The 11926-nt window shown below is 65.5% G+C and carries 14 protein-coding genes and 1 pseudogene; 9 read left to right on the forward strand and 6 right to left on the reverse strand.

Translation table 11 applies throughout. The features are described 5' to 3' along the window. Window positions 1-125: 125 nt before the first annotated feature. The 4 genes from F6X39_RS27745 to F6X39_RS27760 all read right to left on the reverse strand — a co-directional run bounded on the left by F6X39_RS27745 (window position 126) and on the right by F6X39_RS27760 (window position 3495). Entirely contained in the window at window positions 126-1403 is a 1278-nt protein-coding gene (locus tag F6X39_RS27745; protein ID WP_187618935.1) for an MFS transporter, read from the reverse strand. 278 nt (window positions 1404-1681) lie between these two features. Then, window positions 1682-2251 (reverse strand): YceI family protein, encoded by a 570-nt coding sequence (locus tag F6X39_RS27750; protein ID WP_184034536.1) that lies wholly within the window; start codon window positions 2249-2251, stop codon window positions 1682-1684. Window positions 2252-2362: 111 nt separating this feature from the next. Next, complete coding sequence (locus tag F6X39_RS27755) at window positions 2363-2926, reverse strand: YceI family protein (RefSeq protein ID WP_187618936.1); 564 nt, start codon at window positions 2924-2926, stop codon at window positions 2363-2365. 8 nt (window positions 2927-2934) lie between these two features. Further along, complete coding sequence (locus tag F6X39_RS27760) at window positions 2935-3495, reverse strand: cytochrome b (protein WP_187618937.1); 561 nt, start codon at window positions 3493-3495, stop codon at window positions 2935-2937. Here F6X39_RS27760 and F6X39_RS27765 point away from each other — a divergent pair. The 8 genes from F6X39_RS27765 to F6X39_RS27800 all read left to right on the forward strand — a co-directional run bounded on the left by F6X39_RS27765 (window position 3494) and on the right by F6X39_RS27800 (window position 10682). After that, the gene (locus tag F6X39_RS27765; RefSeq protein WP_187618938.1) at window positions 3494-3742 is read left to right on the forward strand and encodes a hypothetical protein; all 249 of its coding nucleotides are present in this window, start codon (window positions 3494-3496) and stop codon (window positions 3740-3742) included. The genes F6X39_RS27760 and F6X39_RS27765 overlap by 2 nt on opposite strands. A gap of 203 nt (window positions 3743-3945) precedes the next feature. Beyond that, the gene (locus F6X39_RS27770) at window positions 3946-4737 is read left to right on the forward strand and encodes a paraquat-inducible protein A (protein WP_184034545.1); all 792 of its coding nucleotides are present in this window, start codon (window positions 3946-3948) and stop codon (window positions 4735-4737) included. Window positions 4738-4744: 7 nt separating this feature from the next. Then, the gene (locus F6X39_RS27775) at window positions 4745-5395 is read left to right on the forward strand and encodes a paraquat-inducible protein A (protein ID WP_184034548.1); all 651 of its coding nucleotides are present in this window, start codon (window positions 4745-4747) and stop codon (window positions 5393-5395) included. Next, entirely contained in the window at window positions 5388-7049 is a 1662-nt protein-coding gene (locus F6X39_RS27780; protein WP_187618939.1) for an intermembrane transport protein PqiB, read from the forward strand. Before F6X39_RS27775 ends, F6X39_RS27780 begins: the two co-directional genes overlap by 8 nt. Continuing rightward, window positions 7046-7819, forward strand: a complete 774-nt coding sequence (locus F6X39_RS27785) for a membrane integrity-associated transporter subunit PqiC (RefSeq protein ID WP_184034554.1) — start codon at window positions 7046-7048, stop codon at window positions 7817-7819. The genes F6X39_RS27780 and F6X39_RS27785 overlap by 4 nt, the downstream gene beginning before the upstream one ends. A 180-nt stretch (window positions 7820-7999) precedes the next feature. Then, window positions 8000-9286 (forward strand): class I SAM-dependent RNA methyltransferase, encoded by a 1287-nt coding sequence (locus F6X39_RS27790; protein ID WP_187618940.1) that lies wholly within the window; start codon window positions 8000-8002, stop codon window positions 9284-9286. 228 nt (window positions 9287-9514) lie between these two features. Beyond that, on the forward strand, window positions 9515-9898 hold the full coding sequence (locus tag F6X39_RS27795) for a VOC family protein (protein ID WP_184034560.1): 384 nt from the start codon (window positions 9515-9517) through the stop codon (window positions 9896-9898). 40 nt (window positions 9899-9938) lie between these two features. Then, complete coding sequence (locus tag F6X39_RS27800) at window positions 9939-10682, forward strand: helix-turn-helix transcriptional regulator (protein ID WP_187618941.1); 744 nt, start codon at window positions 9939-9941, stop codon at window positions 10680-10682. A gap of 293 nt (window positions 10683-10975) precedes the next feature. Here F6X39_RS27800 and F6X39_RS27805 read toward each other — a convergent pair whose 3' ends face one another. Both F6X39_RS27805 and F6X39_RS27810 read right to left on the reverse strand, forming a co-directional pair. Continuing rightward, entirely contained in the window at window positions 10976-11395 is a 420-nt protein-coding gene (locus F6X39_RS27805; protein ID WP_187618975.1) for a type II toxin-antitoxin system VapC family toxin, read from the reverse strand. Next, a complete protein-coding gene (locus F6X39_RS27810; protein ID WP_184002374.1) occupies window positions 11392-11643 on the reverse strand; it encodes a type II toxin-antitoxin system prevent-host-death family antitoxin in 252 nt (83 codons plus the stop codon). The genes F6X39_RS27805 and F6X39_RS27810 overlap by 4 nt, the downstream gene beginning before the upstream one ends. A 174-nt stretch (window positions 11644-11817) precedes the next feature. Here F6X39_RS27810 and F6X39_RS37060 point away from each other — a divergent pair. Continuing rightward, window positions 11818-11907, forward strand: a pseudogene (locus F6X39_RS37060) (DNA-binding transcriptional regulator); the annotation flags it as partial. Window positions 11908-11926 lie beyond the last annotated feature (19 nt).

Below are 11926 nucleotides of genomic sequence, written 5' to 3' on the forward strand. Positions count from 1 at the left end.
GTGCCTTTGCGCGCGTATTGCGGCGTCGGTCGTCGCTTGTTTGGCTCGGCCAAACGGCGCTCCTCTCTCCTTGCACTACGCGCGCAAAGGCACGTTCGCAAGCCCGTTATTAGCGTGAACAGGCCCTAGCGGAACCCCAGCTTGCGCCGTGCGCCGATCAGCGCCGCGATGCTCAGCAGCGCGGCAAACATCACGTAGTAGCTCGGCGCTGCCTTCGAACCGGTCGCGCTGATCAGCCACGCGATGATGAACGGCCCGAAGCCGCCGAAGATCGTCACCGCGATGTTATACGCGAGCGACATGCCGGTCGTGCGCGTCTGCACCGGGAATATCTCCGACAGCAGTCCCGGCGTCGCGCCGAAGTAGCCGCTGACGAGAAAACCGAACACGATCTGCCACACGATCAGCGTGCCGAAGCTCGGATGCGCGATCAGGAACGCGAACGCCGGATAGACGAGCACGAACAGCAGCACGGCCGCGCCCAGCATGATGCGTGTGCGTCCATGCAGGTCCGACCAATGCCCGGCCACCGGCGAGAACACCATCTGGATCAGACCCGTCACCGCGATCGCCGAGAACGCGACCGACGGCGCGAGCCCCAGTTGCCGCACGCCATAGGTCGGCATGAACAGCATCAGATACGCGGACACGGTCCCGAGGATCACCACGCCCATCGCGATCACGAGCCGCAGCTTCTGCGTCGCGAACGTATCGCGCAGCGGCGTCTGCGTCGTTTCGGCGGCGAGGAATTCGGGCGTCTCGTCGAGCCTGGTGCGGATGTAGAACGCAACGGGCCCGATCAGCAGACCGAAGAAGAACGGCACGCGCCAGCCCCACGATGCCATCTGTTCCGGCGACAGCTGGCCGGTCAGCAACGCGCCGAAACCGGCCGCGAGCAGCGTCGTCAGACCCTGGCTCGCCATCTGCCAGCTCGCGTAGAAGCCGCGCCGGCCCGGCACGTGCTCGGCGAGAAACGCAGTCGCGCTGCCGAATTCGCCGCCGGCCGAGAAGCCTTGCATCAGCCGCGCGAGCACGAGGATCAGCGGCGCGGCGAGACCGATGCTCTGGTAGGTCGGCAAAATCGCGATGATCAGCGTGCCGCTCATCATCAGCAGGATGGAAAGCGTGAGCGCCCCCTTGCGCCCGGCGCGGTCCGAGTACGCGCCGATCACGATCGCGCCGAGCGGCCGCATGAAGAACGACACGCCGAACGTGCCGAGCGTGAGCAGCAGCGATACGGTCTCGTTGCCGGCCGGAAAAAACAGCTTGGAGATGGTCACGGCGAAAAAGCCGTACACCACGAGGTCGAACCATTCGAGCGCGTTGCCGATCGAGGCGGCCACCACCGCGCGCCACGAATTCTGCCGGCTTCCCGCGACGCTTGCTGCTGTCGTTGCATTCATCCAGATCTCCTGTGCTGCGCGAAATATTTATCGACACGAACGCATAACGTCCGCCCAGGCCATCCCGGCAACGCGCAGCACCGGCATGACTGCTTGCGCTCTATTTAACTGAAAAAATAAAAGCGATGCGAGCGACAAATGGCCGAGGCGTTCGCAACGGGCGACAAAAAACCGCTTCGTCGGTGAACGACCGAAGCGGTTTTCGTATTGCGGCGCAGCGCGGATTGAATCGCAACTGCGGCCCGCGCGCGGCGCCGGCCGCGAAGCTGCCGGCGCGCCTACTGCTGCTTGATACCTTCCGACTGGATATGCAGGCGCGTCTGCATGCTGAAGCCGTACTTCGCGCCGAACTCCATGCCGTAATCGGCGCGATTGAATTCGGTGCTCGCCTCGACGCCGCAGACTTCGCGCTTGAGGACCGGGTGCTGCATGCACTTGAACGAATCGATCTTCAGATTCACCGGCTTCGTGATGCCGCGAATCGTCAGCGTGCCGATCACCTCGACGGGCTTGTCGCCGTCGAACTTGATCTCGGTGCCCTTGTAGGTGACGGTCGGATACTTCTCGACGTCGAAGAACTCGGCGGCCCTCAGGTGATCGTCGAGCTTCGGGTTGCCGGTCTGCACCGAAGCGGGATCGACGGTGACGTCGACGGTGCCGGTTTTGGCCGCGCGATCGAGCGTCACCGTTCCCGTGGTCTTCGTGAATTTGCCACGCCAGATCGACAGACCGCCAAAGTGGTCGGCCTCGAAGCTCGGAAACGTATGCATCGGATCAAGCAGATAGGTATCGGCGGCGAAGGCGCCGAGCGACAGCGACGAAGCCAGCGCGCCAACAGCGATCAACATGGACGTTTTCAATTCGTGCTCCTGTTTTGCGTTGAAAATCGCGGTGCAACCTGCGGTGGGAAAGCGGCCGCGCCCCACGTGGCGCGGCGGACCTCGCGAGCGCCGTGCGCGTTACTTGCGCGCGGCGACGATATGAAACTTGATCACGACCTCGTCGGCGACGACCGATGTGTCCTTCCATTCGCCGGTGCCGATGTCGAATTGCGAGCGCTTGATCGGCAGCGCGCCGTCGAAAGTCTGCATCGCGCCCTGCTGGCCGACCGTGACCGGCACCACGACCGTCTCCGACTTGCCCTTGATGGTCAGCTTACCGGTCACCTTGAACTGGCTGCCGCCGGCCGGCGCGATCGCGCTCGACACGAACGTCGCGCTCGGAAAGGTCTTCGCGTCGAACCATTCCTTGCCGCGCACCTGCTCGTTGTAGCTCTCGTCGCCGAGATCGTAGCTGGCGACGTCGATGTTGAGCTGCGCGCTGCCGGCCGTCGGTTTGGCCGGATCGAAGCTGACCTGCGCCGTGAACTTGTTGAACTTGCCTTCGACCGGCACGTTCATCTGCTTCGAGGTAGCCGTCACCGAACTCTTCGCGACGTCGACCTGCGCGAGCGCCGCGCCTGCGGCGCTCAGCGACGCCGCTGCGAACGCGGCCAGCATGTAGCGATAAAACGAACCCTTCATGGTTGTCCTTATTTGAGGAAGGGGATCATGCGCGACAGCAGGCCGTCGCGATCGAGCCATTGATGCTTGAGCGCCGCCGCGGTGTGTAGCGCGACCAGCACGAGCAACGTGTAATTCAACGCGATGTGCAGGTTCTTCAGCACTTCCTTCAGGTGCGGATCGGGCGCGATGATCCGCGGCAGTGGAATCAGCCCGAGGTAGACGACCGGCACGTTCGCCGCCGAGCTATACAGATAGCCGGACACGGGAATCACGATCATCAGCACGTACAGCAACAGATGTGTGACATGCGCGGCGCCACGCTGCCAGGTGGGCATGCGGCGCGGCATCGGCGGCGAGCCGTGGGTCGCGCGCCACAGGATGCGCACGATCGCGAGCGCGAACACGGTCACGCCGATCCATTTGTGCCACGAGAAATAGCGCAGCTTGGTGGGCGTGAAGCCCGGGATGTCGGTCATCACCCAGCCGAGCGCAAAGCCGCAGACGATCAGCAGTGCGATCAGCCAGTGAAACGCGATGGCGGTCCGCGTGTACGACTCCCGGGTACCGAACGATGGATTGAGTGTCATGACAGATCAACGCAGGCAGTTAGAAGTTAACGGCGCGCCGCGGCCAGCTATTCCGCGATCACCGCCGCGCATCGGCGCGGCACGCGCGGCCGATGCGGCGAACATCATCGCCACAAAAGGCCGCCGGGCATGCCACGGGCGCCATGCTACCCCAAGCGCGAAAAGCTGGCTGGAGCGCGTCGGCGGAACCGGCCCGAATTTTGCGCTGAAATGGCCCCAGGGCGCCGCGTCACCGCCCTTGCGTTGAACGATTCGGGGACCGAAAGCCCCGAAGCGACGCCATCTCAGGCCCGGACCAGCGCGCGCGGGGGACGGCGCCACGCCCCGCGCCGCGCGCGGCTCGCGTCGGTCGCGAGGCCGCGTTTGGTACTATTGCTGCTCACCGCCGTCCGACCCCTCGTAACGAGCAGGCCTTGCACGCCGCCACTACGTCGTTAGCCCATCTGCCGCATGGAACATGACAACCTGATCGCGTGCCATGAATGCGATACGCTGTTCCGCAAGCCACGGCTTGTCGGGCGCGTCGCCGCGCGTTGTCCGCGCTGCGGCGCGACGCTCTATCGCGGCGTCTCGCGCAAGCTCGACGCGATCTGCGCACTGACGCTCGCCGCGCTGATCACGTTCGTGATCGCGCAGGGCTTTCCGATCGTCGAACTCGAAACCAACGGCATCACGTCACAGACTACGCTGTTCGGCGCGCTCGTCGCTCTGTGGGGCGAGGACATGGAGATCGTCGCCGTGATGGTGTTCTGCTCGACGATCCTCTTTCCGTTCACCGAACTCGTCGCGCTGCTGTACGTGCTGGTGCCGCTACGCGCCGGCTACGTGCCCGCGCACTTCAATCGCGTGCTGCGCGCGATCCAGTTCGTGCGGCCGTGGGGCATGATCGAAGTGTTCATGCTCGGCGTGCTGATCACGATCGTGAAGATGGTGAGCCTCGCGCGCGTGATTCCCGAGGCGGCGCTGTTCGCGTTCGGCGCGCTGACGCTGATGTTCGCGGTCGTCGTCACATTCGATCCGCGCGTGCTGTGGGATGTCGCCGACGAGATCGACGCGAGCGGCGATCGGCCGTTGCCGCGCACGTCGGCCGACAGCGCGGCGGTCGCGGTCGGCTCGCTCGCCGGTCCGCCGGCGCCGTCCGCGCGCGTCGCGGGCTCGACCAGCGGCAGCGCTGGTGGCACAACCAACAGCACGGCGGACGGCACCCCGCCCGGCTTGCCGCCCACGCCGCGCGAAGGATGAGCCCGCGATGAAATACGTCACCGCGAAACGCGCGGGCCTGCTGTCCTGCCATTCGTGCGGGCGCGTCGAACCGCGCATCCGCTCGGTCACGCCGCAGCACTGCGGCCGCTGCGGCGCGCATCTGCACTCGCGCAACCCCGACAGCCTGATGCGCACATGGGCACTGCTGATCGCCGCGGCGCTGCTGTATATCCCGGCGAACCTGCTGCCGGTGATGCACACGTCGTCGCTGCTCGGCTCCGAGGACGACACCATCATGAGCGGCGTCGTCTATTTCTGGACTTCCGGCGACTGGCCGCTCGCGATGATCGTGTTCATCGCCAGCATCCTGGTGCCGATGCTGAAGCTCTCGGTGCTCGTGCTGCTCACCGTCACCGCGCAGCGCCGCTCGCGCTGGCGTCCGCAACAGCGCACGACGCTGTACCGGATGGTCGAGCGGATCGGCCGCTGGTCGATGCTCGACGTGTTCGTCGTCACGCTCACCGTGGCGCTCGTGCGTTTCAAATCGTTGGCCGTGATCACGGCCGGGCCGGGCGCGATCGCCTTCGGCTCGGTCGTGATCCTGACGATGCTGGCCTCCATGCAATTCGATCCACGACTCATCTGGGACCCCGTGGAAAGCCGTACCCCAACACCTCAGGATCTCGACCATGACTAGCCCGCAAGGACCGACGCCCGCTTCCGATGACGCGCCGCGCAACGATTCGAACGGACCCAGACTGCCGCCCCAACTGCCCGACCCCGAGATCGAGCCACGCAGCCGCTGGCTGCCGTCGCTCGTCTGGGTGATTCCGCTGATCGCCGCGCTGATCGGCATCGCGCTCGTGATCAGGTCGGTGAACGAGCGCGGGCCCGTGATCACGATCAGCTTCGTCAGCGCGGAAGGGCTCGAGCCGGGCAAGACCAAGGTCAAGTACAAGGACGTCGACGTGGGCGCGGTGAAGACGATCACGCTGTCGCAGGATCTGTCGCACGTGCTCGTGCAGGTGCAGTTGACCAAGGAAGGCGGAAAGTTCGCGGTCAAGGACTCGCGCTTCTGGGTGGTGCGTCCGCGCGTCGGCGCGAGCGGCGTGTCGGGTCTGACCACGCTGCTGTCGGGCTCGTACATCGGCGCCGACGCGGGCCGCTCGACCGAAAGCGAGAGCAACTTCGTCGGCCTCGAAACGCCGCCGCCTATCACCGGCGACCAGAAAGGCCACCAGTACACGCTGCACGGCGATTCGCTCGGCTCGATCGACATCGGCTCGCCGATCTTCTACCGGCGCGTGCAGGTCGGTCAGGTGGTCGGCTTCTCGCTCGACAGGGACGGCACCGGCGTGACGATGCGGGTGTTCGTGTCGGCGCCGTTCGACCAGTACGTCGGCACCAACACGCGCTGGTGGCATGCGAGCGGCGTCGATCTGCGGCTCGATTCGAGCGGCTTCAAGCTGAACACGCAGTCGCTCGCGACGGTGATCGTCGGCGGTCTGTCGTTCCAGTCGCCGCCCGGTCAGAACATGGGCCCGCAGGCGCCGAACAACCAGACCTTCCGCCTCGGCTCGGACGAAGCGGACGCGATGCGCGAACCAGACGGCGTGCCCTTGCGCGTCGTGATGAACTTCAACCAGTCGCTGCGCGGGCTGTCGATCGGCGCACCGGTCGATTTCCGCGGCATCGTGCTCGGCCAGGTGACCAATATCGGCATCGACTACGATCCGAAGACGCAGAGCTTCACGATGCCGGTCACGATGAACGTGTACCCGGACCGCCTCGGCAAGCGCTTCCGCGAGAGCTCGCCGCAGCCGGGCACGCTCGCCGGCGAGAACCTGATGCAGGAACTCGTCAGGCACGGCCTGCGCGGCCAGTTGCGCACCGGCAACCTGATCACGAGCCAGCTGTACGTGGCGCTCGATATCTTCCCGAAAGCGCCGCCGGCCAAGGTCGACGTGACGACCGATCCGCTCGAGCTGCCGACCATTCCGAACACGCTCGACGAATTGCAGCTGCAGGTCGCCGACATCGCGAAGAAGCTCGACAAGGTGCCGTTCGACCAGATCGGCGCGAATCTGAACACCGCGCTGAAGAACGCCGACCAGCTGTTCTCGCGTCTCGACAAGGAAGTCGTGCCGCAGGCGCGCGACACGCTGACGGCCGCGAAGCAGACCTTCAGTTCCGCCCAGGCAACCTTGCAGCAGGATTCGCCGATGCAGTCCGACGTTCATCAGGCGTTGCAGGAACTGACGCGCACGTTGCAGTCGCTGAACGCGCTGTCGGACTACCTCGAGCGTCATCCCGAATCGCTGTTGCGCGGTAAATCAGGAGATAAACCATGATGTTTGCCCGGCTCCCCCGTCCGCCGCGCGCGCTCGTGCGCGGTGCCGTACGCGGCGTCGCGTACGGCACCGCACTGGCTGCGGCTCTCGCCATCGCGGCGTGCTCGTCGCCGTCGAGCCGTTTCTATACGCTGGGTGGCGCGGATAGCGCAAGCACCGCCGCGAATGGCGCCGCGCCGGCCGTCGCGCGCACGAGCGCCGCGCCTGCCTGGCTGATCGAAGTCGCGCCGGTCAACGTGCCGCCGCAGGTGGCGAGAAATCAGCTGGTCGTGCAGACCGGGCCGACTCAGGTGCAGTTGCTCGAACAGGAGCGTTGGGCGTCGCTGCCCGGCGATGAAATCCGCCGCGCGCTGTCGACGAATCTGACGCAGCAGCTCGGCACCATCGATACGTTCGGCACCGCGCACCCCGACGACGCGGCCGTCTACCGGATCGCCATGAACGTGCAGCGCTTCGAGTCGTGGCCCGGCTCGCATGCGTTGATCGATGCGGTGTGGAGCGTGCGGGCCGTGCGCAGCAATGCGGTGATGACCTGTCGCAGCGTGGTCAGCGAGACGGTTGGCGGCGGGTACGACGCGCTCGTCGATGGACATCGGCGCGCGCTCGCGGAAGTGTCGACACAGATCGCGATGGGCGTGCGCGCGATGGCGGCAACGGCCGTCGCTTCCACGAACACGACGGGCCGGCCTTCGTCTTCGGCCAGACCGGCCGCGGCGCCGGCCGTGCCGCCCTGTCCTTCGGCGGGAACGGCCGCGGGAGCCGGCGCCTGACAGGCCCGGCTGGCGCGGCGAGCTCAACGGTGTCCGCATGCCGGCGGGCGTCGCCGGCCAAAGCGGGACGCGAGGCGAGATGACGCAACGACAGACGACGGCCCGGCGCGCCAATCGTGCCGGCCCGCCGACCCCGACCGCGTACAATAGCGCCTTATCCAACGCCTTGCGGCAACCTCAATGTCCTTCGATTTCTTCCTTCCTTGCCCGCGCGGGCTCGAAGCTCCGCTCGCGGCCGAACTCGCCGAAATTGCCGCCAAACATCTGAACGGCGCCGCCTTCACGGCCGGCGCCCAGGTACCGGGCGGCGTGCATTTTCGCGGCGGCTGGGCCGCCGGTATGGCCGCCAATCTGCACTCGCGTCTCGCGAGCCGCGTGCTGCTGAAAATCGCGGAGCGGCCCTACCGCAGCGAGCAGGACATTTACGCGCTCGCGCTCGAGCAGCGCTGGGAGCAGTGGTTCTCCGCGCACGAGACGCTGCGCGTCGACGTCACGGCGATCAAGTCGCCGCTGCGCAGTCTCGAGTTCACGACGCTGCGCGTGAAGGACGCGATCTGCGATCGTCTGCGCGAAAAGAGCGGCGCGCGGCCGAGCGTCGACACCGCGATGCCCGACGTGCGCGTGTTCGCGTTCCTGAGCGCGACCGACTGCACGCTGTACCTCGACACTTCCGGCGATCCGCTGTTCAAGCGCGGCTGGCGTCTCGACAAGGGCGCGGCGCCGCTGCGCGAAAACCTCGCGGCTGGCATTTTGCGTCTGACTGGCTGGCAGGCCGGCACGCCGCTCTACGATCCGATGTGCGGCAGCGGTACGTTCCTCGCGGAAGCGGCGCAGGTCGCGTTGAACATCGCGCCGGGCGTCGAGCGGCGCTTCGGCTTCGAGAAGCTCAAACAGTTCGACGCGCGGAGCTGGCAAGCGCTGAAGGGCGCCGCGCTCGAAGCGAAAAATGCGGCGCGCGGCGCGCGCGGCGCGGATCTGGAGATTTTCGGCAGCGACATCTCCGGCGACATGCTCGAAAAAGCGCGCGCGAACTTCGAGCGTGCCGGCTTGCCGCCCATTTCGCTCAAGCAGCTCGATGCGCGCGACATGACGCCGCCTGGCTCGGCGCCGGGCATCCTCGTCGCGAATCCGCCGTATGGCGAGCGGATCGAAGTGCGCGGCCGCAATGCGCGCGGCGAGCTTCGCGAAGGCCGCGGCAATCGCGACGACGACGGCTTCCGCCGCATTCAGGAAGAAGCGCCGGACAGCGAGTTTTTCCAGTTGCTCGGCAATGCGTTGAAGCAGCGCTTTGCCGGATGGCATGCGTTCATCCTGACGTCGGATCGCAAGCTTCCGGGGCAACTGCGGCTGCGCGAATCGACGAAGACGCCGCTGTTCAACGGTGCGCTCGAATGCCGGCTGTTCCGCTTCGATCTGATCGCGGGCAGCGTGCGGCAGCGTCCGCAGGGCGATACGCCGGCGGGCTGAGGCTGTTTCTAGCGGGGCGGCGCGCTGTCGTCGCCCTGTCGTCATCGCGTCGCTCGAAAAGCAGGCCACGCGCATGAGCGATGTGGTCGGCGTGTTTCAGTTGCTGGTGGGGTGAAGCGGTCGCGTCTTCGCACCCTACTGCCACCACGCTGTCAGCAGCACCCCCGCACACTCCTTCTCACGCCATCCGGCGCTTGAACGGCCTACTGCCAACCGAAGGAGAGTGTCATGTCCGCATTGCCCAAACTCGTTGCCTGGTTCGAAATCCCGTCCGTCGATTTCGATCGCGCGGTGCGCTTTTACGAAGCCGCGCTCGACGCCCCGCTGAATCGACAGGAGATCGGCGGCCAGCCGATCGCCGTGTTCAGCTACGAGGAGCCCGCGACCGGCGGCGCGATCGTCCACAATCCGTCGATGACGCCCGGCGTCGACGGCGTCACCGTCTACCTGAACGCGCTGCCCACCGTCGACGCGGCGCTTGCGCGCATCGAACGGGCGGGCGGCAAGACCGACGGCCCCGTGATCAAGCTGCCGCAGGACATCGGCTATATCGCGTTCTTCACCGATACCGAAGGCAACCGCCTCGGCCTGCATTCGCGCACCAACGGCTAAGCGCGCACCTGAAGCCGCTGCGCCCGGACCGAAGGCCGCCATGCGGCGCTATCATCGCGGGACCGTCCCCTTCCTCCTCTACCCGACGCCCACGATGACGCGCCGTGCCGACCGCCTGTTCCAGATCGCCGAGCTGCTGCGCGGCCGGCGCCTGACCACCGCGCAGCAACTAGCCGACTGGCTGAACATCTCGCCGCGCACGGTCTATCGCGACGTGCGCGATCTGCAATTGTCGGGGGTGCCGATCGAAGGCGAAGCGGGCATCGGTTATCGGCTGTCGCGCTCGGCAAGTCTGCCGCCGCTGACCTTCACCGCCGACGAACTCGCCGCGCTCGCCGCCGGCGCGCGCATGCTGGAATCATGGGGCGGCGCGGGCTTCGCGAGCGGCGCGCGGGGCGCGCTGGCCAAAATCGCATCGGCGATGCCCGCCGACAAGCGCGCGGCGCTCGAACGGCTCGCGATCTTCGCCCCGTCGTTTCACATCAAGGGGGATTTTTCGACGCAGCTCGACTCGCTGCATCGCGCGATCGATGCGCGCCAGGTGGTGCGCTTCGCGTACACCGACGCCAACGGCGCCGACACCGAGCGGCGCGTCTGGCCGCTCGCGCTCGCGTACTGGGGGGCGCGCTGGACGCTCGGCGCATGGTGCGAGCTGCGTGCTGATTTCCGCAACTTCGGACTGGAGAAGATGCGCGATCTCGAAGTGCTCGAGACGTATCCGGATCAGGAAGGCAGGCGGCTCGCGGATCTGCTGCGGCACGTAAACGCGAGGCCGAAAAGATGAAAAGGATCGCGGCGCGACGCACCGCGATCTCAGGGTCTGTTTACCGCTAACGAGCTACTCGACCGCCTTCACCATATCCTCGATCACCTTCTTCGCGTCGCCGAACACCATCATCGTCTTGTCCATGTAGATGCGTTGATGGTCATTGGGTCAAGCTCCCTATGAAAGCCCGCCGCATCAGGCTTACGGCCGCGGTGCCTGGCGATCCAGGCAGTTATCGCAGGTAAAACACATTCCGGTAAGTCCAGTTACCGGCATTGACCCGACGCGAAATTTTTCGCGTCCGCGAAAAATCACGCGGCCTGCCAAGGGTTCACAAGGCAGACGCCCGTTGCTACGAAATCAGCGACATTTCGCGTCACCACGGTCATACCATGAACGATCGCCGTAGCGGCGATAAGCGCATCACGCTCCGAGCGCCGATCCGGTACATGCAAGCGCGCGCAGCGTAAGGCAACGCCCGTATCGACAGGCAGCACGCGATCCGCAAATTCAGTTAAGACGTGCTCATCGAGCCATGCGCGCAGCAACGCGCCTTGGCTCGGGTCGCTGCGCTCCTTCAGCAAAACGCCCGTTGCCAGCTCCATGATCGTGATTGCAGAAACAAAGAGCGCCGAAGCATCGACGCTCTTTGCCCAGGCGACGAGGTTGGCATCCGCCCTGCGCCCCTTACGGAGTTCGGAAACGACATTCGTATCGATAACAAACATCAGAGTTCAGCCGGCCGGATAGATATATCCACGCGCGGCGGATCGAATTCAATGTCAGCAACCTCGGGCATGGCCAGGGCGTCCACGATGTTGCGACGCTGTCTGGCGAGAAGCCAGTATTCCTCGATGCTCAGCAAAACATGGGCGGGCCTGCCGCGATCGGTGATGAATACAGGGCCGTCCTTGGTCGCCTTTTTCGCCCGGGTCACGTCCTGATTGAGTTCCCTGCTGGATAAGGTCGTAATCGTCATATTCCCTCCCGCTACCGAACGTAGTAACGTTACTACATGTCAGGAATGTAGACAAGTCACTACGTTGTGAGTTCCGAAAGAGAAATTTTCGCGTCCGCGAAAAATCCGCCGACGGCGGCTCACTTATGCTCGCTCTCCTTATCGAGAGCGAGCAACGCAAGGTGGTCCTCCAGCGATCTCGAAGTGCTCGAGACGTATCCGGATCAGGAAGGCAGGCGGCTCGCGGATCTGCTGCGGCATCTGAACGCGAAGCCGAACAGATGAGAAGGATCGCGGTGACCCA

The organism is Paraburkholderia sp. UCT2 (assembly GCF_014397665.1).
GTDB classification, from domain to species: domain Bacteria; phylum Pseudomonadota; class Gammaproteobacteria; order Burkholderiales; family Burkholderiaceae; genus Paraburkholderia; species Paraburkholderia tuberum.

Coding starts and splice junctions, on each gene's coding strand:
- F6X39_RS27775 (WP_184034548.1), top strand. CDS start 4,745: ATGAAATACGTCACCGCGAAACGCGCGGGCCTGCTGTCCTGCCATTCG.
- F6X39_RS27745 (WP_187618935.1), bottom strand. CDS start 1,403: ATGAATGCAACGACAGCAGCAAGCGTCGCGGGAAGCCGGCAGAATTCG.
- F6X39_RS27750 (WP_184034536.1), bottom strand. CDS start 2,251: ATGTTGATCGCTGTTGGCGCGCTGGCTTCGTCGCTGTCGCTCGGCGCC.
- F6X39_RS27760 (WP_187618937.1), bottom strand. CDS start 3,495: ATGACACTCAATCCATCGTTCGGTACCCGGGAGTCGTACACGCGGACC.
- F6X39_RS27780 (WP_187618939.1), top strand. CDS start 5,388: ATGACTAGCCCGCAAGGACCGACGCCCGCTTCCGATGACGCGCCGCGC.
- F6X39_RS27800 (WP_187618941.1), top strand. CDS start 9,939: ATGCGGCGCTATCATCGCGGGACCGTCCCCTTCCTCCTCTACCCGACG.
- F6X39_RS27785 (WP_184034554.1), top strand. CDS start 7,046: ATGATGTTTGCCCGGCTCCCCCGTCCGCCGCGCGCGCTCGTGCGCGGT.
- F6X39_RS27810 (WP_184002374.1), bottom strand. CDS start 11,643: ATGACGATTACGACCTTATCCAGCAGGGAACTCAATCAGGACGTGACC.
- F6X39_RS27755 (WP_187618936.1), bottom strand. CDS start 2,926: ATGAAGGGTTCGTTTTATCGCTACATGCTGGCCGCGTTCGCAGCGGCG.
- F6X39_RS27795 (WP_184034560.1), top strand. CDS start 9,515: ATGTCCGCATTGCCCAAACTCGTTGCCTGGTTCGAAATCCCGTCCGTC.
- F6X39_RS27790 (WP_187618940.1), top strand. CDS start 8,000: ATGTCCTTCGATTTCTTCCTTCCTTGCCCGCGCGGGCTCGAAGCTCCG.
- F6X39_RS27770 (WP_184034545.1), top strand. CDS start 3,946: ATGGAACATGACAACCTGATCGCGTGCCATGAATGCGATACGCTGTTC.
- F6X39_RS27765 (WP_187618938.1), top strand. CDS start 3,494: ATGACAGATCAACGCAGGCAGTTAGAAGTTAACGGCGCGCCGCGGCCA.